The 25,813-nt window shown below is 70.4% G+C and carries 26 protein-coding genes; 15 read left to right on the plus strand and 11 right to left on the minus strand.

Annotated elements, in window-relative coordinates:
- Nucleotides 1–300 precede the first annotated feature (300 nt).
- The 4 genes from OHA30_RS24295 to OHA30_RS24310 all read left to right on the plus strand — a co-directional run bounded on the left by OHA30_RS24295 (nt 301) and on the right by OHA30_RS24310 (nt 5,099).
- Nucleotides 301–1,599 carry an extracellular solute-binding protein gene (locus OHA30_RS24295; RefSeq protein WP_328915986.1) on the plus strand — a complete coding sequence of 433 codons (1,299 nt, stop codon included), beginning with the start codon at nt 301–303 and terminating at the stop codon, nt 1,597–1,599.
- Nucleotides 1,600–1,690: 91 nt separating this feature from the next.
- Complete coding sequence (locus OHA30_RS24300; protein WP_328915987.1) at nt 1,691–2,698, plus strand: carbohydrate ABC transporter permease; 1,008 nt, start codon at nt 1,691–1,693, stop codon at nt 2,696–2,698.
- A complete protein-coding gene (locus tag OHA30_RS24305; protein ID WP_328915988.1) occupies nt 2,695–3,567 on the plus strand; it encodes a carbohydrate ABC transporter permease in 873 nt (290 codons plus the stop codon). The genes OHA30_RS24300 and OHA30_RS24305 overlap by 4 nt, the downstream gene beginning before the upstream one ends.
- Nucleotides 3,564–5,099, plus strand: a complete 1,536-nt coding sequence (locus OHA30_RS24310) for a glycoside hydrolase family 3 protein (RefSeq protein WP_328915989.1) — start codon at nt 3,564–3,566, stop codon at nt 5,097–5,099. The genes OHA30_RS24305 and OHA30_RS24310 overlap by 4 nt, the downstream gene beginning before the upstream one ends.
- A gap of 161 nt (nt 5,100–5,260) precedes the next feature.
- Here the strand turns inward: OHA30_RS24310 and nagB are convergent, their stop codons facing one another.
- Nucleotides 5,261–6,046, minus strand: a complete 786-nt coding sequence (gene nagB, locus OHA30_RS24315) for a glucosamine-6-phosphate deaminase (RefSeq protein WP_328915990.1) — start codon at nt 6,044–6,046, stop codon at nt 5,261–5,263.
- A 578-nt stretch (nt 6,047–6,624) separates the two neighbouring features.
- Between nagB and OHA30_RS24320 the strand changes: the two genes are divergently transcribed.
- Nucleotides 6,625–8,073 (plus strand): sensor histidine kinase, encoded by a 1,449-nt coding sequence (locus OHA30_RS24320; RefSeq protein ID WP_328917977.1) that lies wholly within the window; start codon nt 6,625–6,627, stop codon nt 8,071–8,073.
- Nucleotides 8,074–8,266: 193 nt separating this feature from the next.
- Here OHA30_RS24320 and OHA30_RS24325 read toward each other — a convergent pair whose 3' ends face one another.
- Both OHA30_RS24325 and OHA30_RS24330 read right to left on the minus strand, forming a co-directional pair.
- On the minus strand, nt 8,267–8,524 hold the full coding sequence (locus OHA30_RS24325; RefSeq protein WP_037913060.1) for a WhiB family transcriptional regulator: 258 nt from the start codon (nt 8,522–8,524) through the stop codon (nt 8,267–8,269).
- Between the two features lie 319 nt (nt 8,525–8,843).
- Complete coding sequence (locus OHA30_RS24330) at nt 8,844–9,812, minus strand: diacylglycerol/lipid kinase family protein (RefSeq protein ID WP_328915991.1); 969 nt, start codon at nt 9,810–9,812, stop codon at nt 8,844–8,846.
- A 48-nt stretch (nt 9,813–9,860) separates the two neighbouring features.
- Between OHA30_RS24330 and OHA30_RS24335 the strand changes: the two genes are divergently transcribed.
- A complete protein-coding gene (locus OHA30_RS24335) occupies nt 9,861–10,355 on the plus strand; it encodes a hypothetical protein (RefSeq protein WP_405785341.1) in 495 nt (164 codons plus the stop codon).
- Nucleotides 10,356–10,420: 65 nt separating this feature from the next.
- Here OHA30_RS24335 and OHA30_RS24340 read toward each other — a convergent pair whose 3' ends face one another.
- From OHA30_RS24340 to OHA30_RS24355, 4 genes are all read right to left on the minus strand, one after another.
- The gene (locus tag OHA30_RS24340; protein ID WP_328915992.1) at nt 10,421–11,419 is read right to left on the minus strand and encodes an RNA polymerase sigma factor SigF; all 999 of its coding nucleotides are present in this window, start codon (nt 11,417–11,419) and stop codon (nt 10,421–10,423) included.
- A gap of 184 nt (nt 11,420–11,603) precedes the next feature.
- Nucleotides 11,604–12,017 (minus strand): anti-sigma regulatory factor, encoded by a 414-nt coding sequence (locus OHA30_RS24345; protein WP_093740726.1) that lies wholly within the window; start codon nt 12,015–12,017, stop codon nt 11,604–11,606.
- A 155-nt stretch (nt 12,018–12,172) separates the two neighbouring features.
- The gene (locus tag OHA30_RS24350) at nt 12,173–12,709 is read right to left on the minus strand and encodes a GNAT family N-acetyltransferase (protein WP_328915993.1); all 537 of its coding nucleotides are present in this window, start codon (nt 12,707–12,709) and stop codon (nt 12,173–12,175) included.
- Nucleotides 12,710–12,786: 77 nt separating this feature from the next.
- On the minus strand, nt 12,787–13,671 hold the full coding sequence (locus OHA30_RS24355) for a 1-aminocyclopropane-1-carboxylate deaminase/D-cysteine desulfhydrase (RefSeq protein WP_328915994.1): 885 nt from the start codon (nt 13,669–13,671) through the stop codon (nt 12,787–12,789).
- Between the two features lie 162 nt (nt 13,672–13,833).
- Between OHA30_RS24355 and OHA30_RS24360 the strand changes: the two genes are divergently transcribed.
- Nucleotides 13,834–14,751, plus strand: coding sequence for a MurR/RpiR family transcriptional regulator (locus OHA30_RS24360; protein WP_328915995.1), 918 nt, complete (start codon nt 13,834–13,836; stop codon nt 14,749–14,751).
- A gap of 58 nt (nt 14,752–14,809) precedes the next feature.
- Here OHA30_RS24360 and OHA30_RS24365 read toward each other — a convergent pair whose 3' ends face one another.
- Complete coding sequence (locus tag OHA30_RS24365) at nt 14,810–16,834, minus strand: N-acetylmuramoyl-L-alanine amidase (protein ID WP_328915996.1); 2,025 nt, start codon at nt 16,832–16,834, stop codon at nt 14,810–14,812.
- Between the two features lie 178 nt (nt 16,835–17,012).
- Here OHA30_RS24365 and OHA30_RS24370 point away from each other — a divergent pair, with 178 nt between their 5' ends.
- Both OHA30_RS24370 and trxA read left to right on the plus strand, forming a co-directional pair.
- Complete coding sequence (locus OHA30_RS24370; RefSeq protein WP_328915997.1) at nt 17,013–17,465, plus strand: MerR family transcriptional regulator; 453 nt, start codon at nt 17,013–17,015, stop codon at nt 17,463–17,465.
- On the plus strand, nt 17,462–17,809 hold the full coding sequence (gene trxA, locus OHA30_RS24375) for a thioredoxin (protein ID WP_328915998.1): 348 nt from the start codon (nt 17,462–17,464) through the stop codon (nt 17,807–17,809). Before OHA30_RS24370 ends, trxA begins: the two co-directional genes overlap by 4 nt.
- A 12-nt stretch (nt 17,810–17,821) precedes the next feature.
- Here trxA and OHA30_RS24380 read toward each other — a convergent pair whose 3' ends face one another.
- Nucleotides 17,822–18,376, minus strand: a complete 555-nt coding sequence (locus tag OHA30_RS24380; protein WP_328915999.1) for a Uma2 family endonuclease — start codon at nt 18,374–18,376, stop codon at nt 17,822–17,824.
- Nucleotides 18,377–18,524: 148 nt separating this feature from the next.
- Nucleotides 18,525–19,727 (minus strand): NAD(P)-dependent malic enzyme, encoded by a 1,203-nt coding sequence (locus tag OHA30_RS24385; protein WP_328916000.1) that lies wholly within the window; start codon nt 19,725–19,727, stop codon nt 18,525–18,527.
- 410 nt (nt 19,728–20,137) lie between these two features.
- Between OHA30_RS24385 and OHA30_RS24390 the strand changes: the two genes are divergently transcribed.
- The 4 genes from OHA30_RS24390 to OHA30_RS24405 all read left to right on the plus strand — a co-directional run bounded on the left by OHA30_RS24390 (nt 20,138) and on the right by OHA30_RS24405 (nt 23,708).
- Nucleotides 20,138–21,115, plus strand: a complete 978-nt coding sequence (locus OHA30_RS24390; RefSeq protein WP_328916001.1) for an ABC transporter substrate-binding protein — start codon at nt 20,138–20,140, stop codon at nt 21,113–21,115.
- Nucleotides 21,116–21,145: 30 nt separating this feature from the next.
- Nucleotides 21,146–22,138, plus strand: coding sequence for an amino acid ABC transporter permease (locus tag OHA30_RS24395; RefSeq protein WP_405785337.1), 993 nt, complete (start codon nt 21,146–21,148; stop codon nt 22,136–22,138).
- Nucleotides 22,138–22,905 (plus strand): amino acid ABC transporter ATP-binding protein, encoded by a 768-nt coding sequence (locus OHA30_RS24400; protein WP_328916002.1) that lies wholly within the window; start codon nt 22,138–22,140, stop codon nt 22,903–22,905. Before OHA30_RS24395 ends, OHA30_RS24400 begins: the two co-directional genes overlap by 1 nt.
- Nucleotides 22,906–23,078: 173 nt before the next feature.
- Complete coding sequence (locus tag OHA30_RS24405; RefSeq protein WP_328916003.1) at nt 23,079–23,708, plus strand: CGNR zinc finger domain-containing protein; 630 nt, start codon at nt 23,079–23,081, stop codon at nt 23,706–23,708.
- Here the strand turns inward: OHA30_RS24405 and sodX are convergent.
- On the minus strand, nt 23,612–24,037 hold the full coding sequence (gene sodX / locus OHA30_RS24410; RefSeq protein ID WP_328916004.1) for a nickel-type superoxide dismutase maturation protease: 426 nt from the start codon (nt 24,035–24,037) through the stop codon (nt 23,612–23,614). The two genes, OHA30_RS24405 and sodX, sit on opposite strands and share 97 nt — an antisense overlap.
- A 135-nt stretch (nt 24,038–24,172) precedes the next feature.
- Between sodX and sodN the strand changes: the two genes are divergently transcribed.
- Entirely contained in the window at nt 24,173–24,568 is a 396-nt protein-coding gene (gene sodN, locus OHA30_RS24415) for a superoxide dismutase, Ni (protein ID WP_328916005.1), read from the plus strand.
- A 131-nt stretch (nt 24,569–24,699) separates the two neighbouring features.
- Nucleotides 24,700–25,662 carry a zinc-binding dehydrogenase gene (locus OHA30_RS24420; protein WP_328916006.1) on the plus strand — a complete coding sequence of 321 codons (963 nt, stop codon included), beginning with the start codon at nt 24,700–24,702 and terminating at the stop codon, nt 25,660–25,662.
- Nucleotides 25,663–25,813: the final 151 nt, after the last annotated feature.

Here is a 25,813-nt window from a genome sequence, read left to right on the forward strand (position 1 = left end):
GCTGTCGTGCTGCCGTCACCGGCTCCTCCGTTGATCGCGGCTCACATGGTGGCACGAGCGCCCCCCGCGAAGGGAGGCGGTGGTGGCTGGATCTCTCCCAGGTGTCGGTCCGATAACAGACCCGACGGGTGTTCTTATACACCCTTGACACCCCTAAAGGTCTAGGCCAAGCTCCCGTTACTGGTCTAAACCATTCATCACCAATCCCAGACCCACGAGCAGGACGCGGCTGCAGCGTGTCTCGCGACAGCCGGCATTTCGGGCGGTGGGGGGAGTTTCGGGCATCCTGAGGAGGGTGGCATGAAGCGCAAGCTCATCGCGGCGGTCGGCGTCGCAACCATGATCGCTGGTGTCGCGGCGTGTGGCGGTTCGGACAAGAAGGACGACAAGGCGGCCGCCAAGCCGGCCGACCGCTCCGGCACCGTGACGGTCTGGCTCATGTCGGAGGCCCAGAGCACCTGGCCCGACGCCGTGAAGAACGCCAACGACGCCTTCGCCGCGAAGTACCCGAACGTCAAGGTCAAGGTCCAGTACCAGCAGTGGAGCGACAAGATCCAGAAGCTGGACGCCGCGCTCTCCGGCTCCAGCGCGCCGGACATCGTGGAACTGGGCAACACCGAGACGCAGACGTACATCCTCAACGGCGCACTCGCCGATGTGGACAAGAAGCAGTTCGCGAACTCGGACACCTGGATCAAGGGTCTTGAGGACACCTGCTCCTACCAGGGCAAGCTCTACTGCGTGCCCTACTACGCCGGTGCCCGCGTGGCGATCTACAACTCCGACGACTTCAAGGCCGCCACCGGCTCCGCCGACCTGCCGGCCACCGAGGACGCGCTGACCGCCGCCCTGGACAAGATCGAGGCGAAGAAGGGCAGCGACAAGACCTACTCGCCGCTGTACCTGCCCGGCCAGTACTGGTACGCCGCCATGTCGTACGTCGCCGCGTACGGCGGTCAGATCGCCAAGACCGACGGCACCACGTGGACCGCCGACCTGGAGAGCCCGGCGGCCCAGCAGGGCATCCAGCACTTCATCGACCTGGTGAAGAAGTACAACCACGGCGACCAGACCAAGGACGAGGCGGACCACGCCAACGTCATGGCCCACGAGAAGGCCGGCCTGATCTACGGCAACGGCTGGGAGGCGGGCAGCGTCATCACCCCGCCGAACGGCAACGCCAAGCTCAAGGACGCCATCAAGACGGCCACCATGCCCGGCCCGAACGGCAAGGCACTGCCGTCCTTCATCGGCGGCTCGGACCTCGCGGTGATCAGCAAGTCCAAGGTCCAGGACCTGGCCAAGGAGTGGATCGCCGACTTCACCAGCGAGAAGAACGAGGCCATCCTGGTCTCGAAGCAGACCCTCCCGAACAACACCAAGCAGCTTGAGCCGATGAAGGCCGACCCGGCCACGGCCGCCGCCGCCAACGCGGTGCCGGACGCCTGGTTCACCCCGATCGCCCCCGGCTGGGCCGCGATCGAGAAGCAGGGCATCCTCAAGACGATGCTGCTCGACATCATCAAGGGCAAGAGCGTCGCGGATGCCACCAAGACCGCCGACGACAAGATCAACTCGCTGATCAACAACGCCTCCTGACCCAGAGGTTGGCAACAGGGGTGGGCGGTCCGCCGATGCGGGCCGCCCGCCCCGGTATCCCGGCATGGACACCGAAGAAAGGTCAGCGCAGATGAGTGCCGCCGACACGCATGCCTCCGGGCAGGTGACGGGAGGACGCCCGATCGGGCCGCCGCCCGCCTCGCACCGGTCAGCCACCAAAGGCTCCGGCCGTACCACCCCCCGGAACCGGCAGAGCAGAACCCTGCCCTATCTGCTGATCACCCCGGCGCTGCTGATCATGGCGGGCGTGCTCGGCTATCCGCTCGTCGACACCATCGTGCTGTCCTTCCAGGACGAGCGCCGCAACAACCTCTGGTCGGGCACCGCCCCGCCATGGGTGGGCCTCGACCAGTACACCTCGGTGCTCGGCGACGGCGAGTTCTGGGGCGTGGTCGTCCGCACGGTGGTCTTCGTCGTGGTCTGTGTGCTTCTGACGATGTCGCTCGGCCTGCTGCTCGCCCTGCTGATGCAGCGGGTGTCCAACTGGATGCGGATCACCATGAGCAGCGTGATGATCGCCGTGTGGGCGATGCCGCTGCTGGTCGCCACCTCGGTCTTCAAGTTTATGTTCGACTCGGACTACGGCCTGGTGAACCAGCTGCTCACCCGGCTGCCCGGCGTCGACTACACCCGCCACAACTGGTTCCTCAACGGGACCTCCGGCATGGCGATCATCGCCGGCCTGGTGATCTGGGGTGCCATCCCCTTCATCGCCATCAGCCTCCACGCGGCCCTCACCCAGGTGCCCAAGGAGCTGGAGGAGGCCGCGCGGATCGACGGCGCCCGGGGTATCGGGATCTTCCGCTTCGTGACCTTCCCGGTGATCAAGCCGGTGTTCGTGATGACCAGCACCCTGTCGGTGATCTGGGACTTCGGTGTGCTCGGCCAGATCCTGCTGATGCGCAACGGCCACCCGGAGCAGGACTACCAGGTGCTCGGCCTCTACTCGTACACCCAGGCGTTCACCGTCAACTCCTTCAGCCGCGGCGCGGCCATCTCGGTCATCACCGTGCTGCTGCTGTCCGGCGTCTCCGTCTACTACCTGCGTCAGCTGCTGAAGATCGGAGAGGTCGAGTGAGCGCCGCGGTCAAGCCCGGCTCCGCTGCCGGAGTCACCTACCACACCCCGAAGAAGCGCCGCGCGGGCTGGAACATACTCGGCGGGATCACCGTCGTGATCATGGGCTTCCCGGTGTACTGGATGATCATCACCGCGCTCCGGCCGAGCCAGGAGATCCTCAGCTACCACCAGAAGCTCTATCCCAGCTCGGTCACCCTGAACCAGTTCAAGCGCGCGATGGACATGCCCAACTTCTGGGACAACGTCAAGAGCAGCGTGATCATCTCGGCGTTCAGTGTGATCATCGCCATCGGTATCGGACTGCTCGCCGCGTACGCCATCGGCCGGTTCCGGTTCTGGGGCCGCCGCGGGCTGATCATCGCCCTGCTGGTGATCCAGCTGATCCCCGCCACCTCGATGCTGATCCCGATCTACATCCAGCTCAACAAGGCGGGCGGCCTGAACGAGTACTGGGGTGTCATCGTCGTCTACGCGGCCACCACCCTGCCGTTCTCGGTGTGGATGCTGCGCGGCTTCATCATCAACATCCCCAAGGAGCTGGAGGAGTCGGCCATGGTCGACGGCTGCAGCCAGATGACCGCCTTCCGCCGGGTCATCCTGCCGCTGCTCGCCCCCGGCCTGGTCGCCGCGTCGATCTACGCGCTGATGACCGCCTGGAACGAGTACCTGTTCGCCTATGTCCTCCTCCAGGACAACGACAAGTACACCCTGAGCGTCTGGCTGCTGGACTTCACCACGCAGCGCGGTACGGACTACGGCGCCCTGATGGCCGGCTCGATCCTCATCGCCCTGCCCGTGGTGATCTTCTTCCTGTTCGTTCAGCGCAAGGTTGCCTCCGGCCTGACGGCCGGGGCGGTGAAGGGATGACCGTCATTTCCATCGACATGCCTGCGGATGTCCTGACCCGCGACGCGCTCACCGTCCTCCAGCCGGGCTTCGTCGGCACCACCGCCCCCGAGTGGCTGCTGCGGCTGCTCGGCGAAGGGCTGGGCTCGGTGGGGCTGTTCGCCCGCAACATCGAGTCGCCCGAACAGCTGGCCGCGCTCACCGCGCAGCTGCGTGCCGTACGGCCGGAGGTGCTGGTCGCCGCCGACGAGGAGGGCGGCGACGTCACCCGGCTCGAAGCGCGCGGCGGCTCCTCCTTCCCCGGCAACCTCGCGCTCGGCGCGGTGGACGACCTCAAGCTGACCCGCGCGGTCGCCGCCGAGCTGGGCCGGCGGCTGGCCGCCTGCGGGGTCAACTTCAACTGGGCGCCCTCGGCCGACGTCAACTCCGACCCGGGCAACCCGGTGATCGGCGTACGGTCCTTCGGCGCGGACCCGGAGCTGGTGGCCCGCAACACCGCCGCCTATGTCGAAGGGCTCCAGTCGGCCGGAGTGGCCGCCTGTGTCAAGCACTTCCCCGGGCACGGCGACACCGCGACCGACTCGCACCTGGCGATGCCGCGGATAGACGTCGACCGCGCGACGCTTGAGGCCCGTGAGCTGGTGCCCTTCCGGGCCGCGCTCGCCGCCGGCAGCAAGGTCGTGATGAGCGCGCACATCCTGGTGCCCTCGCTCGACCCCGAGCTGCCCGCGACCCTCAGCCCGGCCGTGCTCACCGGCCTGCTGCGCGCCCCGCGCGAGCAGGGCGGCCTCGGCTACGACGGGCTGATCGTCACCGACGGCATCGAGATGGAGGCGATCGCGGCCACGTACGGCATCGAGCGCGGCTCCGTCATGGCGCTGGCGGCGGGCGCGGACGCGATCTGCGTGGGCGGCGGGCTCTCCGACGAGCAGACCGTACTGACCCTGCGGGACGCGATCGTCGCCGCCGTACGGGACGGCTCGCTGCCGGCCGAGCGGCTGGCGGACGCGGCGACCCGGGTACGGGCGCTGGCCGCGTGGGCGCGGGAGCGGGCGGCCGAGGCCGAGGGGGCCCCGGCAGGGGCCTCGGACATCGGCCTTGAGGCCGCCAGGCGGGCCCTGCGGATCACCCGTACGGAGGGTTTCTCACCGCTCGACGAGGCGCCGTACGTGGCCGCGTTCACGCCGGTGGCGAACATCGCGGTCGGTTCCGACACGCCGTGGGGGGTGGCGGCGGAGCTGGAGCGGCTGCTGCCGGGGACGCTCACCGGGACGTATCGCTCCGCGGACGTCACGGAAATACTGGCCGCCGCAGGGGAGCGGCGGGTGGTGGCGGTTGTGCGGGATGTGCATCGGCACGGGTGGATGGGGGAGGCGTTGGGCGCGTTGCTCGCGGCGAGGCCGGACACTGTGGTGGTCGAGATGGGGGTTCCACAGGCCGCGCCTGTGGGGGCGCTGCACGTGGCCACGCACGGGGCCGCCCGTGTTTGCGGCGAGGCCGCGGCTGAGGCGTTGACCTCCGCGGTGACGCTGCGCTCTGCCGCGTCGAGTTGAGTTGCCGCTGCCCTCAATCGCCGGGCGGGCTTGATCTGCCCTCAATCGCCGGGCGGGCTCGGATGTGGTCCGCGCTCGCCCGGCGTTGGCGTATCTGCCCTCAAACGCCGGGCGGGCTGGGGATACGTAACGTCCGGGCGGGCTGCCCTCAGACGCTGTGGTCAGATGCCTTGCCAGGCGGGCTTCGCCGAGTATGTGGCGCGGAAGTACGGGGCCAGTTTGAGTTTGGAGGCTGCGGCCTCGTCGACCACGACGGTGGCGTGGGGGTGGAGCTGGAGGGCCGAGGCCGGGACGACGGCCGCGACCGGGCCTTCGACGGTTTGGGCGACCGCTTCGGCCTTGCCCTCGCCGGTGGCGAGCAGCACCAGGTGGCGGGCCTCCAGGATCGTGCCGATCCCTTGGGTGATCACGTGGTTCGGCACGGCCTCGATCTCGCCGTCGAAGAATCGCGCGTTGTCCACCCGCGTCTGCTCCGTCAGCGTCTTGATCCGGGTCCGGGACGCGAGCGAGGAACACGGCTCGTTGAACCCTATGTGGCCGTCCGTGCCGATGCCGAGCAGCTGGAGGTCCACCCCGCCCGCCTTGGCCAGAGCGGCGTCGTACGCCTCGCAGGCGGCCTGGACGTCCTCGGCCGTGCCGTCGGGTCCCATGAAGGAGTCGGCGGACAGCCCGAGCGGCTCCACGACCTCCCGCAGCACCACCGAGCGGTACGACTCCGGGTGCCCGGCGGGCAGCCCCACGTACTCGTCGAGCTGGCACACCCGGGCCCGCGAGGCGTCCACCGCGCCGGACCGCACCTTGGCGGCCAGCGCCTGGTAGATGGGCAGCGGGGTGGAGCCGGTCGCCACGCCGAGCAGGGCGTCGGGCTTGCGGCGAAGCAGGGCGGCCATGGCCTCCGCGATGAGTTCGCCGCCTGTCGCGGCGTCGGGGACGATGACAACTTCCACGCTGGGCCTGCCGTTCTGGAGAGGATAAGTGTGGTATAGACCAATCTACCAGAGCGGGCCCCGCCCCGGCGGTTCGCGGGGGCCGGTGAAAGCCGGGGGCGGCTGCCGGGGACACGGAGGTCCGGGGGCGCCGGCCGGGCCCGGAAAGCACTTCGGGCCGCGGTGCCGGGAGAGGACCCTCAACCTCTCCAGCACCGCAGCCCGGAGCTGCTGTCGGCGCCGTGGCCGGCGGGGTGTGCGGTCCCCTCCGGCCCGATAGGGCCGACCTGGAGGCCAGGGCGTAGTCAGGGCAGAGAACGCCTTGCCTCGTCCGCTCTCCTGTGCGGGGAGGGCGGAGGTCTGTCATCCGCAATTGTGGACTAGACCATTGGCCCTTGTCCATGGGCGTGCCACGGATTCCGTCGGTGAATTCCCCGTACGCGGCCCGGCCAAACGTTCCGCCGGGGCATGCACCCGTTCTCCGGCGGGCGTCCCCGGGCACCCCTCCGTCAACATCCGCGTCGCACCCCCGGCCACCTCGCCGAACGCCCCGCCGTGCGCCGCTCCCGCCGGGCGGTACGCTCGCAGACGTGCCCTCCATGAACGACCTCGTGCGCGAGCAGACCGCCCTCGACGACTCCGACCTCGAATGGCTTCATCTGCTTGTCTCGGAGTGGCAGCTGCTCTCCGACCTGTCCTTCGCCGACCTCGTGCTGTGGGTCCCCACCCGCGACGGCACCCGCTATGTCTCCGTCGCCCAGATGCGGCCGAACACCGGCCCCACCTCCTACCAGGACGACATGGTGGGCCATCTCGTTCCCCGCGGCCGGCGCCCGCTGCTGGACGCGGCGCTCGACGAGGGCCGGATCGTCCGGGAGGGCGACCCGGAGTGGCGCGAGGAGGTGCCGGTGCGGGTCGAGTCCATTCCGGTACGGCGGGACGGCCGGGTGCTCGGGGTGATCGCCCGCAACACCAACCTGCTGACCGTACGCACCCCCAGCCGGCTCGAACTCACTTACCTCCAGAGCGCGTCCGACCTCGCGCAGATGATCGCCGCCGGGTCCTTCCCGTTCCCGGCCGAGCAGGTCGACATGGACGCCTCGCCGCGGGCCGGGGACGGGCTGATCCGGCTGGACGCCGACGGCATCGTCCAGTACGCCAGCCCGAACGCGCTGTCGGCCTACCACCGGCTGGGCCTGGCCGCCGATCTGGTCGGCCACCACCTCGGCAAGGCCACCGCCGAACTCGCCCCGGAGCGCGGCCCGGTGGACGAGGCCCTGGTCAAGCTGGCGAGCGGCTGGGCGCCCCGGGAGTTCGAGGTCGAGGCCGGCGACGGTGTCATCCAGCTGCGGGCCATTCCGCTCAAACCCAAGGGCGTGCACACCGGTTCCCTGGTCCTGCTCCGGGACGTCACGGAACTGCGCCGCCGCGAGCGGGAGCTGATCACCAAGGACGCCACCATCCGGGAGATCCACCACCGGGTGAAGAACAACCTCCAGACGGTCGCCGCGCTGCTGCGGCTCCAGGCCCGCCGGATGGACTCCCAGAGCGCCAGGGAGGCCCTGGAGGAGGCGGTCCGCCGGGTCGGGTCGATCGCCATCGTGCACGAGACGCTCTCCCAGACCCTGGACGAGCGGGTCGAGTTCGACGAGATCGCCGACCGGGTGCTGGCGATGGTCGCGGAGATCTCGCCCGGCCGGGTCGCCACCCGCAGAAACGGCAAGTTCGGCATCCTCACCGCCGAGACGGCCACCCCGCTGTCCATGGTGCTCACCGAACTCGTGCAGAACGCCCTCGAACACGGCTTCGGGCCCACGGAGTCGGGGACGGTCGATGTCACGGTCACCCGGGGGCGGGAGTTGATCACCGTCGCCGTGCAGGACGACGGGCGCGGACTGCCGGAGGGCTTCGACGCCCAACTCGCCGGCAACCTCGGCCTCCAGATCGTCCGCACCCTGGTGGTGGGGGAGTTGGGCGGCACGTTCGACATGGTCCCGGCTCCCGGGCGCGGCACCCGGGTGGTTCTTGAACTCCCCCTGGACGGCTGAGAGTTCACCGCGTCCAGAGACGCAGAGATCGCGGAGACCAGGGACCGCGGAGACCAGGGACCGGAAACCCGGAGCCCCGGAAAAGACAAAGAGAAGGGCCCCGTACCGTCGTTGGTACGGGGCCCTTCTCGATGCTGTGTGCTGCGCGTGTGTACAGGTGCTGCGCGCTGCGGCTCGGGGGGAAGGCGGTTCGTCAGGCGCTGGCGTTACGGGCCCGGTTGCGAGCGGCGCGGCGCTTCATCGCACGGCGCTCGTCCTCGCTGAGGCCACCCCATACACCGGCGTCCTGGCCGCTCTCAAGGGCCCACTGCAGACACTGGTCCATGACGGGGCAGCGGCGGCAGACGGCCTTGGCTTCCTCGATCTGCAGCAGCGCAGGACCGGTGTTGCCGATGGGGAAGAAGAGCTCGGGGTCTTCCTCGCGGCAAACGGCGCGGTGACGCCAGTCCATGGCTGCTCCAACTCCTTGTGTGACAAGCACGTTGCTTGTGAATGTGAACGCTTTCACGAATCCCCTCACAGGCAACGGGACGCCACCCGGCCTTCGCCGGTTGGGCCCGCAGGTGTGAGGTAGAGGATTCGGGCTCTCAAGGGGGCCGCTTGCTCGGCCGTCCCGATCGCCAGTAAGAGACTCGCAAACCTCGGCTGGAGATACAACCCCTTCAGGAAAGTTTTTTTGGATTCCTCGGTGTCGCCTCCATCACAGCCGTACTTCCATGGGGTGTGGGGCAGCCTAAACGTTCGAGTAAAAGGACTTTAGGCTCTTCGACTTACACAATCACGCGCAGTGCACGGCGTACGCCTGTGAAGGTCGCACTCGTTCGCAGTCCCAGGTGGTCACCGTCCACCTGGAAGGGCAGTGGCGCCTGCGAATGCAAGGTGAAGTCCGTCAGATCGTGCAGCGCCACCGCGTACTTGCCCCGGGGCCCGCGCTCCGGCGTGGAACGGAGCAGTTGCGCCGCGTAACGCGCCCCCGCGACGGTGGACATCTTCGTGACACCGAGCAGGTCAAGGGCGGTGTCGAAGGACGCTTCCGGAGAGGCGTACACCGGCTTGTTGCCGAGATACGTCCAAGGCGCGGTGTTGCAGATTATCGCCGTGGTCAGTCCGGGGACGGGATTCTCGTCCGGGCGTTCCAGAGTGATCGTTCCGTGCCTTCGGTGCGGATCGGCCATGAACTGCCGTGCCACTTGCCGCAGATAGAGCGCGTGTGTCGAACGTTTGCCCAACTCCCGCTGTTGTTCGACCCGTCCGACCACCCCCGCGTCGAAGCCCATTCCCGCGCAGAAGGTGAACCACCGGGCCGGCACGCCCTCGTCCTCGGTTCCCCGGGTGCCGCTCACCAGACCGAGACCGACCGTGCGCGAGGTGCCCGCGCGCAGCGCGTCCAGCAGGGCGCCGGTGGCCTCCACCGCGTCGTTGGGCAGCCCCAGGGCGCGCGCGAAGACATTCGTGGAGCCGCCGGGGACCACCGCGAGCTTCGGCAGTGCCTCCGGGTCGGGGCCGTGGTGCAGCAGTCCGTTGACGATCTCGTTGACGGTGCCGTCGCCGCCGAGCGACACCACCAGCTCCACCTCGCCGCTCTCCGCCGCCTTCCGCGCCAGGTCCCGGGCGTGCCCGCGGTACTCCGTGGTCGCCACCTCCAGCTTGAGATCGCTGGACAGCGCGGTGCTGATCACATCGCGGACCCGCGCGCTGGTGGTGGTGGCGGCGGGGTTGACCACGAGGAGAGCACGCATGCTCGACAGCGTACCTACGGATTTTCACGCCGGGCTACGCTGACCGGTGTGAGCAAGACGCCTGAGCGCCGGCAGCAGACCGGGCAGACCAGTGGCCCCAAGGCCCGTGGCGGCCGTGCGGAAGCCGCCGCCGAGAAATCCGCGGCCGGTCCCGCCGAGACCCCCGTACCGCGCCCCCTGCGGCTGACCGCGGCCGCCGCCATCGCGGCCCTCGAAGGGCTCACCGTCGCCTTCTGGGGCGTCGCGATGTGCTTCACCGGCGGCGACAACGCCGTACTTGCCGGGCTGCTCCTGCTGGTGTTCGCCGCGCTGCCGCTGGCCGCCGCGCACGGGCTGCGCGCCGTCCGCCGCTGGAGCCGGGGCCCGGCGCTGATCATGCAGCTGCTGTCGCTGCCGGTCGCCTGGACGATGCTGCACAGCGACATCGCCGCGGTGATCGCGGGCGGGGCGGTGCTGGGCGCGCTCGCCCTCACCGCTGTCGTCCTGCTGGTGCACCCGGCGACCACCGACGCGCTGGGGATCAACAGGACGGCGTCCTCCTGAGGGGGAGCCGCAGGGAGCCGTCCGCGCGCCCGTGAGGGCCCTTGTGACGGCTCCGTGGGCGCCGGCTACTCCTCGATCAGCAGCTTGTCCCGGAGCTGGGCCAGGGTGCGGGCCAGCAGCCGGGAGACGTGCATCTGGGAGATGCCGACCTCCTGGGCGATCTGGGACTGGGTCATGTTGCCGAAGAACCGCAGCAGCAGAATCGTCTTCTCACGTGGCGGCAGTTGCTCCAGCAGCGGCTTGAGCGATTCGCGGTACTCCACGCCCTCCAGCGCCTCGTCCTCCGAGCCGAGCGTGTCGGCGACCGCCGGGGACTCGTCGTCGGTGTCGGGCACGTCCAGCGAGAGCGTGCTGTACGCGTTGGCCGACTCCAGGCCCTCCAGCACCTCCTCCTCGGAGATCTTGAGGTGCTCGGCCAGCTCGTGCACGGTCGGCGCCCGCCCGTACCGCTGGGACAGCTCGCCCGTCGCGGAGGTGAGCGCGAGCCGCAGCTCCTGGAGGCGGCGCGGCACCCGTACCGCCCAGCCCTTGTCCCGGAAGTGCCGCTTGATCTCGCCGACCACCGTCGGCGTCGCGTAGGTGGAGAACTCCACCCCGCGGTCGACGTCGAACCGGTCGACCGACTTGATCAGCCCGATCGTGGCGACCTGGGTGAGATCGTCCAGCGGCTCGCCGCGGTTGCGGAACCGCCGGGCCAGGTGCTCGACCAGCGGCAGATGCATCCGTACGAGCTGATTGCGCAGCTCGGCACGCTCGGGGGAGCCCTCGGGCAGCTTGTTCAGCTCCACGAAGAGCGCGCGCGCCCCGGAACGGTCGTGCGGGTCGGGCCGCTGCGGCGGCCCGGCGGCGGCCTGCGGCAGCGGGCCCTCCGCCGAAGGCGCGGGCGAGGGCAGCGGCACGTCCCCCGCGCCCTCCGGTGTCTCCGGGCCCTCCGGCGCGGGCGCCGCCTGTGGAGATACCGCGCCGGCCGGAGCCTCCTCCTCGGCGCCCGGCCGCGCCGGGTGCTCGTGCTGATCCATCGGGTCCGCCTGCTCCGCCCGCTCCGACGCGTCCAACAGTTCCATACCGACCTCCCCAAGGGCCGTCCCGCCAGGGTCGGGATGCGGCCGTGCCGCGTCCCCGCTCCCGGTGGGCCCGGACCCGACGGGGTCCGGCTGCTGTGCCGGGACGGAGGCGCGACCGCGCGCCGCGGGCACATCGTGCTCCGCGGGCGGGACGGGCTGCTCTCCCGGCCTCACGACGGCTGCCTCACGACAGACCTGGTACGGCGCCGCGCTTCTTGTGCAGACTGATGCTGACCGTCCGGTCCTCCGCGACCGTCGAGTCCACCTCGCCGGCCAGCGCGGACAGCACGGTCCACGCGAAGGTGTCGCGCTCCGGGGCCCGGCCGTCGGTGGTCGGCGCCGAGACGGTGACCCACAGCGAATCCCCGACCAGGCGGAAGACGCAGCTCAGCACCGATCCCGGCACGGCCTGTTGCAAGAGGATCGCGCACGCCTCGTCCACGGCGATCCGCAGATCCTCGATCTCGTCGAGGGTGAAGTCCAGCCGCGCCGCGAGTCCGGCCGTGGCCGTACGCAACACCGACAGATACGCCCCCGCAGCGGGCAACCGGACCTCGACGAAGTCCTTCGACCCGGGCTCGCCTGCGATCTGGGACACCCACACCTCCAAGGTGGCACACAGTGATTGCTCTGGTTCGCAGCGACGCTACCGCGATCCGTACCCGGCTGTCGCCCGGACGGACCACGGGCACCGCTGTCCCTGTCACCCATGGTAAGCACACGGGTACGGACCGTGGGTCGTGATACGAGATCTCAATTCGCATGGGCGCCGGTCCGGTTCTGTGCGGCCAGGGCCCGCAGGGCGTCACCGGACAGCCGCTGCACGGTCCACTCGTCCTGCGGCAGCGCGCCGATCGAACGGTAGACGTCCAGCGCCTTCTCGTTCCAGTCCAGCACCGACCACTCGAAACGGCGGTATCCGCGCTCGACGCAGATCTCCGCCAGCGCGGCCAGCAGCGCCTTGCCGTGACCGGCGCCGCGCCGCTCCGGCCGTACGTAGAGATCCTCCAGATACAGCCCGGGGGTGCCGGTCCAGGTGGAGAAGTTGCGGAACCACAGCGCGAATCCGGCGACCTCACCGGGGGACCCAGCCGGGGTCCCACCCGGGCCGGCGGGCTCCGGATCGTCCTCCGCCATCAGCGCGTGGGCGACTGCCTCGGGGCCGAACAGCGCCTCGTGCAGCTGCTCCTCGGTCGCCTCCGCCTGATCCAGCGCGCGCTCGTACTCGGCGAGTTCACGGATCATGGCGTGGATGACCGGGATGTCGGCGGCCGTCGCTGTACGGATCATGCGACCAGATTACGGGTGTCCGATGTGACCGGCGTAAGGGCGCTCCTCGGTCGTGGCCGCCACGGCCGGCGGCCGGTTCACCCGGTGATCACGGCGGCCACCCGGGCGCCGGCCGCGAAGGCGCCCTCGGCGGCGAGCGCGTGGACCGCGTACAGCGTCTTGGCGACGTACACGCGGTCGAGCGCGAGGCCGTGACGTGCGGCGAAGTCGTCGGCGAAGGCGTCGAGCCGCGGGGTCGTACGGGCGTAACCGCCGTGGTGGAAGCGGTCCTCGACCCGCCAGCGGCCGCGCGGGCCGCCGAACGCCTCGCTCTGGAGCCGCCGTACGTCCTCGGTGAGGAAGCCGCCGCCGCGCAGCACCGCGACGCCGATCGCCTCGGCCGAGGGCGGCAGTCCTGCCGCGAGCCCGGCCAGGGTGCCGCCGGTGCCGCAGGCGACCACCACCACGTCCGCCGCGTCGCCGATCTCCCGGCCGAGGTCCGCGCAGCCGCGCGCGGCCAGCGCGTTGGAGCCGCCCTCCGGGAGGACGAAGGCCGGGCCGTGCCGCTCCAGCAGGGCCGCGAGCACGTCCGGCTCGTCCTTGCGGCGGTACGTGGCCCGGTCCATGAACTCCAGCCGCATGCCGTCGGCGGCGGCCCTGGCCAGGGACGGGTTCAGCGGGCGGTGGGCGAGTTCGTCGCCGCGGACGACACCGACCGTGCGCAGGCCGAGCAGCCGGCCCGCGGCGGCGGTGGCCCGCAGATGGTTGGACCAGGCGCCGCCGAAGGTCAGCAGCGTGTCGTGGCCCGCGTCGGCCGCGGCCGCCAGATTGAGCCGCAGCTTGCGGTACTTGTTGCCCGGCAGCTCGGGGTGGATCAGGTCGTCGCGCTTGAGCAGCAGCCGCACCCCGTACCGGGCCAGTTCCGCGTCCTCGACCGCGAGCAGCGGGGTCGGCAGCGCGGCCGCGGTCCGTATCTCGTCCACTCCGGCATTCTCCCCCGCCGCCCGCGTCCGAGGGCCCGCCGTCCGCGCACATTGTCACCCGCACGGGTGACAGTCGACGCGGGCGCGCGGCTGCCGGACCTGCGACGGGATTATCGGTCGCACCGGGTCCCATGAGGAGGATTCACGGTGCATCCTTCTCCCGTGCACGAAAACGCCCCGAGACCCCGAGGGTCCAGAGCAGCGAACGCCACTGCGGCCAGTGACGCGGGAGACGCGCTCACCGCCACCGTGCGCGGACTGCTGCCCTCCCTCACCCCGGCCGCCGCCCGGATCGCCACCCTCATCGTGCAGGACCCCGCCCAGGTGGCCCGCAGCACGATCTCCGAACTGAGCGTGCTGGCCGGCACCAGCGAGTCCTCCATCGTCCGTACCGCCCGGGCGCTGGGCTTCGCGGGCTATCCGGAGCTGCGGCTCGCGCTCGCCGCCTCCGCCGCCCGCCAGGAGCCCCGCTCCACCCTGACCTCGGGCATCACCCAGGACGACTCGGCGGGCGAGGTCATCGCCAAGCTGGTGCACACCGAGGCCCAGGCGGTACGGGAGACCGCGACCCAGCTCGACCCCGAGCAGCTGACCGGCGCGGTCAAGGCGGTCTGCGGCGGCGGGCAGTTGCACATCGCCGGGGTCGGCGCGTCCGGGCTTGTCGCCCAGGACCTCCAGCAGAAGCTGGCCAGGATCGGCCGTCCCTGCCACGCGCACGGCGACTCGCAGTCCGCGCTGACCAGCGCCGTCCTGCTGGGCCCCGGCGATGTGTTCCTCGCCGTCTCGCACTCCGGCGAGAGCCGGGACGTGCTCGAACCGCTGCGCCGGGCCGCCGCCGAGGGCGCGACCACCGTGGTGATCACCAACCACCCGATGTCCACGGCCGCCCGGCTCGCCGACTTCGTCCTGGTGTCGGCGGGCCGGGAGACCACCTTCCGGCCGGGCGCGATGGCCAGCCGGATCAGTCAACTGGTCGTGGTGGACTGTCTGTTCGTGTGCGTGGCGCAGCGCACGTTCGACCTGTCGAGCCGTGCGCTGCGGATCACCCACCAGGCGCTGGAGAGCGACCGGCCGCGCTGACCGTACCTAGGCGGTCAGGCCGGTACGCGCGGCGGCCGCCGGCGCGTACCGGCGGCCGTCAGCGCGGCAGCACGTCGACGTCGGCCGCGTTCACGAACGCCATCCGGTGGTTGTAGACGATCTCGTACACCTTGGTCTGCCCGACGAAGTCGTGCTGGTCGTAAGGCGCCGAGCCGTCGTAGTAGATCGCGAAGTACGAGTCCGTGGGCACCGCCGGGCCCGCCGCCACGTACGACTGCCCGGCCGGGATCGTGTACTTGGCGCGGGCGAGCTGGGCGCGCGGGGCGCCGCCCTCGAAGGCGATGAAGTCCGCCGGGTAGACGGACGCCTCCGGGTAGGCCGTGGTGTAGACGGGGATCGAGGTCCTCCCCGCCTTCGGCACGATCCGGGACGCCGTGACCGGGACGGTCGCCGGGTGCCTGGCCGTGTCCTGGAGCCACGCCTTCTGACCGCCGAACCAGACGGCCGTCCAGCCCGGTTGCCGCTCGGCGACCACGTACTGCTCACCGGTCGGCGCCTTGTCGCCCCAGTCGTTCATCGCGGTGGTCCCGGCGCCCGACGGGTGCAGATACGGGTCGGCGAGCAGCGGCGCGGTGGTGCTCGGCGCGGTGTACAGCGGTACGAAGCTCGACGGCGCGGCCGCGGAGGTCACCGGGCAGTCGAAGCTGCGGTAGGGGCCGGGGAACTGCTTGTAGCCCTGGACGTCGTCGCAGTACGTCGTGGTCTGCTCGTTGCGCGCGAAGCCCGGCTTGATCGCGACGACCGCGCTGCCCTTGCCGGCCGTGGCGTGAATGGGGGCGCCCAGCAGGTCGAAGAAGTGCTCCCAGTCCCAGCCGGGTCCGGGGTCCCAGTGCTGGGTGGCGACGCCGCTCTCGGTGCCGCCGGGGACGTTGTCGTGCCCGAGGATGTGGGCGCGGTCCAGCGGGATGTCGTACTTCGCGGCCAGGTAGCGGACCAGTCCGGCCGTCGAACGGTAGAGGTTCTCGCTGAACCAGGCGCCGCCGTGGGTCGCCCAGCCCTCCTGCTCGATGCCGATCGAGTGCTGGTAGAAGGAGCGGTTGGCGCTGTCCCAGGCGATGTCCTTGGTCGGGATCATCTGGGTGACATGGCCGTCCTGCGACCGTACGACGTAGTGCGCGCCCGCCGCGTAGGTCGGGTCGCGGAAGAGGTCGAGGGTGCCGTCGTAGGTCTCGTCGGTGGTGTGCAGCGTGATGTAGCGGATGTCGAGGTCGCCGTGGGGGCGGTCGGCGAGGTCGTGGCTGCCGTAGTCCGCGAGGTTCGACGGGTTGAGCAGGGTGTACGCGCCCGGTATGAAGTCGCAGTCCAGCGACTTGGGGCACTCGGGCTTGCGGTCGCTCTTCGGCGGGGTGACCTCTTTCAGACCGAGCTTGCGGACGTCGCCGCGGTCCGGACGCAGACGCTTGACCGGGGCGAGCACGATCCGCTGGCCGTCCTGCGTGGTGCGGGTCACGCCCGAGCGCAGGGTGTCCCACACGCCGTCGGCGAAGGTCTGGGCGACCTTCTCCTCGGTCGACTGGCTGTAGCGGGCGGCGGCCGCGTACCAGCCGTCGGTGGTCCTGGGCAGCTTCCCGTGGCCGTAGCTCTTCGCGTACGAGGCGAGCAGCGCGGCGCCGCCGCGGATGTTCCGCGTCTCGTCGGCGAGCACCGACGCGGTGTCCGTGCCCAGGAGCGCGGCGGCGGCTGCCGCGGTGTGCTCGGCGGGGGCCGTCAACAGGTCGGCGTAGCGCGGGGACCGGGTCGTCAGCCCGTCGGCGTCCAGCTCCCTGGCCGTCAGATCGGTGAGGTTCATCGGGCCGTAGCCCGCCTCGGCGTTCTCCTGCCCGGCGTGCGCCTCCCACCGGGTCTCGTAGTACGACACCGCTTCGAGTACGGGCAGCGGTACGCCGAACTCGTGGGCCGCCGCGGTGAATTCGGCCTGCCGCGCGGACTGCGGGTCGCCCGCGCGCGCGGCGGTCGTGGTGACGGCGGTCAGGGAGAGGCCGGCCAGCAGGGACACGACGGTGGCGAGGGTGAGCGTACGGCGGGGGCCGAAGGGGCGGCGGGATCTGAGGGGGCGGTGCATCCAGGCTCCTCACGTGGCGGGTGTGCGGGGATGTTGCTGGAGGGCAGCCTGTCGAGTGCGGATGGCAACAAGCAACCACCCGGACGTAAATCCTGGAACTTTTTGCCAGCGGTCGGCGGTCGGCGCTCGTGAAAAGCGGCTGGCGTTGACGCGCACGTCAAGGTCTACGGTCGTCCGTATGCGCATCGGCGAACTCGCGGAACGGGCCGGCACCACGACCCGTACCCTCCGCTACTACGAGTCCCTGGGACTGCTGCCGCCCGCCGACCGTACGGGCAACGGCTATCGCTCCTACGGCGACGAGCATGTGCGGCTGCTCGAACAGATCCGCACGCTCCAGGACTTCGGCTTCGGGCTGGAGGAGACCCGCCCGTTCGTGGACTGCCTGCGGGCCGGCCATCCGGCCGGGGACACCTGCGCGGCCTCGCTCGCGGTCTACCGCCGCAAGCTCGCGGAGCTGGACGCCTGCGTCGACCGGCTGCGGTTGGTACGGGACCAGGTCGCGGGCCAACTGGCCCGCGCGGAGCTGGCGGCGGCCGGGCCCGCCGAGCCGATGTGCGAGCTGGCGTCCGCGGGGGCGGGCGCCGCTGCTTCCGCCGACGGACCGACCGAGAGGAAACCCTCACCATGACCACCGAGACCATTGCCGCCGACGGACGTGTCACCGTCGTGACGGACGAGACCTTCGCCGCACAGGTGCTGGAGTCCGAGCTGCCCGTGCTGGTGGAGTTCACCGCTTCGTGGTGCGGGCCGTGCCGGATGATCGCGCCGGTGCTCGCGGAGATCGCCGCGGAGGAGGCCGGGCGGCTGCGGATCGTGGAGCTGGACGTGGACGCGCAGCCGGCCACCCCGGCGGCCTACGGGGTGCTGTCGATGCCGACGCTGATGCTTTTCCGTGCGGGGGAGCCGGTCAGGGCCCTGGTCGGCGCCCGCCCCAAGCGCCGCCTCCTCCAGGACCTCGCGGACGCGCTCTGACGAGGCCGCTGCTCAGAATCCGTCGGTCGCCAACTCCGTGTCGAACGGAGCCGGCAGCCGCACCGGGGTCCCGAACGGGTGCGGGCCGTGCACCTCCGTGTAGCCGAGCGGCCCCGGCTCGGCGAAGAGCGTGCAGGTGCGCTCCCGCCGGTCGATCAGTAGGTAAAGCGGCGCGCCGTACTCCGCGTAGCGCCTGCGCTTGACGGTGCGATCCGTGTTGCCGTTCGACTCGGAGGTGACCTCCACCACCAGCAGCGTCTGGTCGGGCAGCAGTGCCCCGGCCCCCTTCGCCAGGGCCCTCGGCACCACGGCGACATCGGGCACGTACCAGTTGCTGCTCCCCGGCAGGTCCAGATTGCCCGACCCCGCCACGCACTCCAGCCGTCGCAGCACGGGTGCGATCTGCTCCCGTACGGAGTCGGCCACGGCTTCGTGGTCCCAGCTCGGTGACACCGGTTCGATCACACCCTCGATGATCTGCACCCGGTCCCCCCGGATGTGCTGGATCGCGTACTTCAACGCGGCCTCCGGGTCGCCGGCTGCGTACGAGTGCGGCTGCGCGCTCAACGGTCCTCCCTGCGGACTGACGACGACTGCCTCCGGTCTACCGCATCCACCACCCGGTCGGCCGCGCCCACTCACCCGATTCACTCATCCGGGGTCGAACGCGCCCCTGCCCCACAGGGGCAGGGGCGCGTGGCGCGGCGGGAAGGCGTCAGCGGCGGGCGACGCCTTCGGCGCGGGCGGCCGCGGCGACGGCGGCGGTGACCGCCGGGGCCACCCGGGGGTCGAAGGGGGACGGGATCACGCACTCGGCGGACAGCTCATCGGCGACGACCGCGGCGAGGGCGTCCGCGGCGGCGAGCTTCATCCCCTCGGTGATGGCCGAGGCCCGCACCTGGAGGGCCCCGGCGAAGATCCCCGGGAAGGCCAGCACATTGTTGATCTGGTTCGGGAAGTCGCTGCGCCCGGTCGCCACGACCGCCGCGTACGCGCGGGCGACCTCCGGGTGGATCTCCGGCGTCGGGTTGGCCATCGCGAAGATGAACGCCCCCTTCGCCATCGTGGCCACCGCGGACTCCGGGACCGTACCGCCGGACACCCCGATGAAGACATCGGCGCCGTCGAGCGCCGACTCCAGCGAACCGGTGCGTCCGGCCTTGTTCGTATACGACGCCAGCTCCCGCTTGACCGGGTTGAGGTCGTCCCGGCCGGCGTGCACCACGCCCTTGCGGTCGGTCACCGCGACATCGCCGATGCCCGCCCCGACCAGGATCTTCGCGATGGCGACCCCGGCGGCCCCGGCCCCGGAGACCACCGCCCGCAGCTCGCCCAGCGAACGCCCGGTGAGCTTCGCGGCATTGCGCAGCGCGGCCAGTGTCACCACGGCGGTGCCGTGCTGGTCGTCGTGGAAGACCGGGATGTCCAGCCGCTCCTGGAGCCGCCGCTCGATCTCGAAGCAGCGCGGCGCGGAGATGTCCTCAAGATTCACCCCACCGAAGGACGGCGCGAGCCGGACCACGGTCTCCACGATCTCGTCCACGTCGGTGCAGGCGAGGGCGATCGGGACCGCGTCCACCCCGCCGAACTGCTTGAAGAGGATCGCCTTGCCCTCCATCACCGGCAGCGACGCCTCGGGACCGATGTCACCGAGTCCGAGCACCGCCGTGCCGTCCGTGACGACGGCGACCACCTGGGACTTCCACGTGTAGTCGTGCACCAGCTCCGGTGTGTTGGCGATGGCCGTGCAGACCTCGGCGACGCCCGGTGTGTAGGCGAGCGACAGGTCGTCGGCGTCGCGCATCGGCACGGTGGAGGTCACCGCCATCTTGCCGCCCCGGTGCAGGGCGAAGACCGGATCGATAGGGAAGTCCTCCGTATCGGTGCCGGCCGGGGGATTAACGATCTCCGCTGCCACTTGTGACCCCTTTGTCGAATGTTGAGGGAGAGTGCTCCGCCCGGACAGTGCACGGGGGAGTCGGGCTCGGCGTCGATTGCCGCCACGAACGAGTGAGCTGTGGAGGCATGACGACGCCCGGCACGCCGCACGCGTGCCAAAGGCCCCGGATGAGGGGTGATGACCCGTTCTACCGGAAGCCGATTCCGGTGACGAGTACAAATTGATCGGCACGGCCCCATCGCGGTCCGGCCTTGGTGTACCGGCCCGATGGGCGCCCGGGGATCGCCCGTTATCCGATTTTGACACAACGGGCACCCTGGGCGGGGCTGTCCGGATGGCAAGATGCACAGATCACACAGGGTGGCGGTACTCGAAGGCGTGTGCCACCGCTCCGGAGGATCTCCATCACCTCGCAGGAGGACACAGCGATGACCGCAGGCACTGCCAGGCGCACGGCCGTCCTTTCACGTTTCACCGCGGTCGCCGCACTCGCGGTCGCCGGCACCCTGGTGATCACCGGGTGCGGCGACCAGACCAAGAAGGACGATTCCTCGGGCAACCCCAAGGGCAATGACACCGGCAAACCGGCGGCGACCAGTACCTCCGCCGCGCCGCTCTTCGCCAAGCTGCCCCAGAAATACCAGGACAGCGGCGTCATCAAGGTCGGCACGGACGCGTCGTACGCGCCGATGGAACAGACCGAGAACGGCAAGATCGTCGGTATCGACCCCGATCTGGCGGACGCGCTGTCCCAGCAGCTGGGCGTGAGGTTCGAGTTCACCAACGGCAAGTTCGACGGCCTGATCACTTCGCTCTACACCGGCCGTTCCGACGTCGTGATGTCCGCTATGAGCGACACCAAGGCCCGCCAGGAGGGCCTGGACGACAAGGGCAAGAAGACCGGCAAGGGCGTCGACTTCGTCGACTACTACACCTCGGGTTCGTCGCTGCTCGTGAAGAAGGGCAACCCCAAGGGCATCAAGTCCCTGGCCGATCTGTGCGGCCAGACCGTCGCCGTCCAGCGCGGCACGATCTACCAGGACGCGTTCAAGGCGCAGAAGACCGCCTGCGGCAGCAAGGGCCTGACCATCCAGCCCTTCGACACCGACGCCGAGGCGCAGACCCGGGTCAAGGCCGGCGGCGCGGTCGCCGACCTCAACGACACCCCGGTGGCCGCGTACATCGCCCAGAAGTCCGGCAACGGCAACGATTTCGAGATCGCCGGCTCCCCGGCCGACGCGGGCCCCTTCGGCATCGCGCTGGACAAGAGCAACAGCCAGCTGCGGGACGTGCTCAAGGAGGCCGTGGACGCGATCATCGCGGACGGCTCCTACGCCAAGGTGCTGGAGAAGTGGAACGCGGCGACCGGTGCCATCAGCCAGGCGGCCGTCAACGGCGGTTCCTGACCGTGCCCCGACGGATGAAGGGCGGTCGGCGTGACTGACAAGCTGGACAAGGGGCCCGCGGACACCCCGCCCGCGGACCCGCCCGCCGACCCGCCCGCCGACCCCGCGGCCGCCGTCCTGCCGGAGGGGCCGGCCGCGGTGCCGTACGAGCCGATCCGGGCGATACCGGTACGGCACTACGGCCGCTGGGTCAGCGCGGTCGTGGTGCTCGCCCTGCTGGCGTGGCTGGCCTACGCCTTCTCCCAGGGCGACATCCTCTGGGGCGCGGTGCGCGGCAAGCTCCTCGACGACACCGTGGTCAAGGGCGCCTGGCACACCGTGCTGATCTCGGTCTGCTCGATGGCGCTCGGCCTGGTGCTCGGTGTGCTCTTCGCGGTGATGCGGCTGTCGAAGAACCCGGTCACCGGCGGGGTCGCCTGGCTGTACATCTGGTTCTTCCGCGGCACCCCGGTGTACGTGCAGCTGCTGATGTGGTTCAACCTCTCGTTGATCTTCCCCGTGATCAACCTGATGCCGCTGTACAAGAACGACACCGTCGCCATCATGACCCCCTTCGTGGCCGCCCTGCTGGGCCTGGGCCTCAACGAGGGCGCCTACATGGCGGAGATCGTCCGGGCCGGCATCCAGTCGGTGGACGAGGGGCAGACCGAGGCGTCGCAGGCGCTGGGCATGACCGGCGCCCGGACCATGCGGCGGATCGTTCTCCCGCAGGCGATGCGGGTGATCATCCCGCCGACCGGCAACGAGTTCATCAACATGCTCAAGACGTCCTCGCTGGTGTCGGTGGTCCAGTACCAGGAGCTGTTGCGGGCGACCTCCGACATCGGCAGCGACACCACCGCGGTGATGGAGATGCTCTTTGTCGCGTCCATCTGGTATCTGGCGCTGACCAGTGTGTTCAGCGTCGGCCAGTTCTATCTGGAGCGCCGTTACGCCCGCGGTTCGCTGCGGTCGCTGCCGCTGACCCCGTGGCAGAAGGTCAAGTCCAATCTGACCACCCTGCGCCGACCGAAGGTGGCCTGATGAGTGTCGAACCGATGGTGCGGGCCGAGGCCGTCCACAAGTCCTTCGGGGCCGCGCACATCCTCAAGGGCATCGATCTGGAGGTCGCGCCGCGCGAGGTGTTCTGCCTGATCGGCCCCTCGGGGTCGGGCAAGTCGACCTTCCTGCGGTGCATCAACCACCTGGAGCAGATCAACGCCGGCCGGCTGTGGGTCGACGGCGAACTGGTCGGCTACCGGCAGCGCGGCGACAAGCTGCACGAGCTGAAGGACCGTGAGGTCGCCGCCAAGCGCCGTGACATCGGGATGGTCTTCCAGCGCTTCAACCTCTTCCCGCACATGACCGCGCTGGAGAACGTCATGGAGGGGCCGGTCCAGGTCAAGCGGGAGGCCAGGGCGGTGGCCAGGGAGCGCGCCGGGCGGCTGCTCGACCGGGTGGGGCTGGCCGACAAGGCGGCCCACTACCCCGCGCAGCTGTCCGGCGGGCAGCAGCAGCGGGTGGCCATCGCCCGGGCGCTGGCCATGGAGCCCAAGCTGATGCTCTTCGACGAGCCGACCTCGGCGCTCGACCCCGAGCTGGTCGGCGATGTGCTCGACGTCATGCGCGGGCTCGCCGAGGACGGCATGACCATGATCGTGGTCACCCATGAGATGGGCTTCGCCCGGGAGGTGGGCGACGCGCTGGTCTTCATGGACGACGGTGTGGTCGTGGAGTCGGGCCATCCGCGCGATGTGCTGGGCAACCCCCGGCACGACCGTACGAAGGCGTTCCTTTCCAAGGTGCTGTGACACCTCGGACGCTTCGCCCTCCGCCCTGGGGCACGGGTGCGCTGCCCGTGCCCCGGGGCGTCCGGCCGCCTTGGGGTTCCACCGGTCCGCGAACTGTAATACCCTGATAGCTTGTTTGGTCATTACCGATTCGGCTGTCCCCGCTCCCGGACCGCGCCTAGTAAGGACCACAAGTGGAACTGGCTTATTACTCGGACTACGCGGTGCGCCTCGTCAACAGCGAGGAGCCCAAGCGCGGCACCGACACACTGACCTCCGTCGAGGCGGTACGGGAACTCATCGGCGCCGGTGGACAGTCCGGCACCCGGGTGGTCGACGCGGACGTGGCGCGGCTGCGTGCCGTACGCACCCGGCTGCGCGGTGTCTTCGAGGCCGCCGACGAGGGCGACGAGGTCAGGGCGGTGGACCTGCTCAACGCGCTGATGCTGGAGTTCCCGGTCAGCCCGCAGATCTCCGGACACGACCTGCCGGCCGCCACCGGGCGCCCCGACTGGCACATGCATCTCGCCGACCAGGCGGCGAACGCGGGCGCGGGCTTCTCGGCCACCGCCTGCATGGGCCTGGCCTTCCAGCTCACCAGCCTGGGCGCGGACCGCCTCGGCATCTGCGAGGCCGCCCCCTGCCGCAACGCGTACGTCGACACATCGACAAACCGTTCACGCCGGTACTGCTCCGACCGCTGTGCCACGCGAGCGAACGTGGCGGCCTACCGGGCGCGCAAGCGCCTGGAGAACGACCGGTCCGCGCGCAGCGGCCGTACGCAGGAGGCCGCCCAGGAGGCCACCCCCGTCACCGAGCGCTGAAGCTCACGCGGTGGCCGGAACCGCCCTCTCGCCCGGGCCAGCACCATCTCGTCCGGCACGGTGCCGAACTCCCGGCTGTCGTTCTCCACGAACGTGTTGTCGCCCAGCACCCACCAGCCGCCCTCGCGGCGTTCCACGGCCCGTTTGACGATCAGCAGATCCTGTTGCAGTGGGTGCCGGAGCACCACCACATCTCCCGCGCGCACCAGCTCGGCGCCGCTGCGGATCTTCTGGATCAGCAGCCAGTCCCCGTGCAGCAGCGTGGGTGCCATCGACGGACCAGTGACCTCGACCAGCTGCCATGACAGCCTGGCCCCCTGCTCCCGCATCCTCCGCCTCCTGGTTCGTTTCCCGCTCCCAGAGTGACACCAGACTTTTGTCCTAAGCCACCCGGGGCAGCCGAGAAAACGAGTCCTCCAGGGAGTAATGTCCCACCTGAAAGACGATCACGAGGAAGGACAGCCATGTTCACTCGCCTGTTCGCGCCCAAGGTGAAGGTCAGCGCCCACTGCGACCTGCCCTGCGGTGTCTATGACCCGGCCCAGGCCCGTATCGAGGCCGAGTCCGTCAAGGCGGTCCAGGACAAGTACCAGGCCAACGAGGACGCGGACTTCCGTACGCGTGCCATCATCATCAAGGAGCAGCGCGCGGAGCTCGCCAAGCACCACGTCTCGGTGCTGTGGAGCGACTACTTCAAGCCTCCGCACTTCGAGAAGTACCCGCAGCTGCACCAGCTGGTGAACGACACCCTCAAGGCCCTGAGTGCCGCCAAGGCCTCCAACGACCCGGCCACGGGCCAGAAGGCCCTTGACCTGATCGCGGAGATCGACAAGATCTTCTGGGAGACCAAGCAGGCCTGACCCCTTCCGGGTCACCCCCGTGCCCGGCGTGCCGATCCCGGCCCGCCGGGCACGGTCGTGTCCGGCCCGAGCGGTCCGTGTCACACCGCGGGGCGGTTCCTGAACGGGCGGCACGGGCCTAGGGTCGAGCCATGTTTGCTGTGTATGCCGCGCGTATCGACGCCGAACAGCCGCTGGGCGGGCTTGAGCTGGGGGAGCGACCCGAGCCGGAGCAGCGGGCCGGGTGGACCACGATCCGGGTCAGGGCCGCCTCGCTGAACCACCACGACCTGTGGTCGCTCAAGGGGGTCGGCCTCGGGCAGGAGAGCCTGCCGATGATCCTCGGCTGCGACGCGGCCGGGGTGGACGAGGACGGCAACGAGGTGGTGGTGCACTCGGTGATCGGCCAGACCGGTTACGGGGTGAGCCCCAAGGAACGCCGCTCGATCCTCACCGAGGTGTACCAGGGGACGTTCGCCGAGCGGGTGACCGTACCGGCGTGGAATGTCCTGCCGAAGCCGAAGGAGCTGTCCTTCGAGGAGGCCGCCTGCCTGCCCACCGCGTGGCTGACGGCCTATCGGATGCTCTTCACCAACTCCGGCGTCCGGCCCGGGGACTCGGTGCTGGTGCAGGGCGCGGGCGGCGGGGTCGCGACGGCCGTGATCGTGCTGGCGAAGGCCGCCGGGCTGCGGGTCTACGCGACCAGCCGGGACGCGGGGAAGCGCAAGCGGGCCGAAGAGCTGGGCGCGCACGGGGTGTTCGAGCCGGGCGCCCGGCTGCCCGAGCGGGTCGACGCGGTGATCGAGACCGTGGGCGCGGCCACCTGGTCGCACTCGATCAAGTCGCTGCGGCCCGGCGGCACCCTGGTGATCTCCGGTGCCACCAGCGGCGTCAACCCGCCGGCCACCGAGCTGAACCGGATCTTCTTCCTCGAACTCAAGGTCGTCGGCTCCACGATGGGCTCCAAGGACGAGCTGGAGGACCTGCTCGGCTTCTGCGCGGCGACCGGAGTACGGCCGGTGATCGACTCGGTGCTGCCGCTGGACCGGGCCCGTGAGGGCTTCGAACGCCTCGCGGCGGGCGAGGCGTTCGGCAAGATCGTGCTGACCGCGTAGCGGCGCCGCAGGGGCGGCTCGGGCGGCTCGGGCGGCCTGGGCCGCCCGGTGCGTACGGGGCCGGTACGCGACCGCACGTACGGCACCGGCACGTACCCGCCCCCGCGCGGGCCCGCGTCCGGCGGCCGCCCGCCCGGCCCGCCGCCGAGTG

The organism is Streptomyces sp. NBC_00223 (assembly GCF_036199905.1).
Taxonomy (GTDB): Bacteria; Actinomycetota; Actinomycetes; order Streptomycetales; family Streptomycetaceae; genus Actinacidiphila.

Coding starts and splice junctions, on each gene's coding strand:
- OHA30_RS24295 (WP_328915986.1), top strand. CDS start 301: ATGAAGCGCAAGCTCATCGCGGCGGTCGGCGTCGCAACCATGATCGCT.
- OHA30_RS24300 (WP_328915987.1), top strand. CDS start 1,691: ATGAGTGCCGCCGACACGCATGCCTCCGGGCAGGTGACGGGAGGACGC.
- OHA30_RS24310 (WP_328915989.1), top strand. CDS start 3,564: ATGACCGTCATTTCCATCGACATGCCTGCGGATGTCCTGACCCGCGAC.
- OHA30_RS24320 (WP_328917977.1), top strand. CDS start 6,625: ATGAACGACCTCGTGCGCGAGCAGACCGCCCTCGACGACTCCGACCTC.
- OHA30_RS24325 (WP_037913060.1), bottom strand. CDS start 8,524: ATGGACTGGCGTCACCGCGCCGTTTGCCGCGAGGAAGACCCCGAGCTC.
- OHA30_RS24330 (WP_328915991.1), bottom strand. CDS start 9,812: ATGCGTGCTCTCCTCGTGGTCAACCCCGCCGCCACCACCACCAGCGCG.
- OHA30_RS24340 (WP_328915992.1), bottom strand. CDS start 11,419: ATGGAACTGTTGGACGCGTCGGAGCGGGCGGAGCAGGCGGACCCGATG.
- OHA30_RS24350 (WP_328915993.1), bottom strand. CDS start 12,709: ATGATCCGTACAGCGACGGCCGCCGACATCCCGGTCATCCACGCCATG.
- OHA30_RS24365 (WP_328915996.1), bottom strand. CDS start 16,834: ATGCACCGCCCCCTCAGATCCCGCCGCCCCTTCGGCCCCCGCCGTACG.
- OHA30_RS24370 (WP_328915997.1), top strand. CDS start 17,013: ATGCGCATCGGCGAACTCGCGGAACGGGCCGGCACCACGACCCGTACC.
- trxA (WP_328915998.1), top strand. CDS start 17,462: ATGACCACCGAGACCATTGCCGCCGACGGACGTGTCACCGTCGTGACG.
- OHA30_RS24390 (WP_328916001.1), top strand. CDS start 20,138: ATGACCGCAGGCACTGCCAGGCGCACGGCCGTCCTTTCACGTTTCACC.
- OHA30_RS24400 (WP_328916002.1), top strand. CDS start 22,138: ATGAGTGTCGAACCGATGGTGCGGGCCGAGGCCGTCCACAAGTCCTTC.
- sodX (WP_328916004.1), bottom strand. CDS start 24,037: ATGCGGGAGCAGGGGGCCAGGCTGTCATGGCAGCTGGTCGAGGTCACT.
- sodN (WP_328916005.1), top strand. CDS start 24,173: ATGTTCACTCGCCTGTTCGCGCCCAAGGTGAAGGTCAGCGCCCACTGC.
- OHA30_RS24420 (WP_328916006.1), top strand. CDS start 24,700: ATGTTTGCTGTGTATGCCGCGCGTATCGACGCCGAACAGCCGCTGGGC.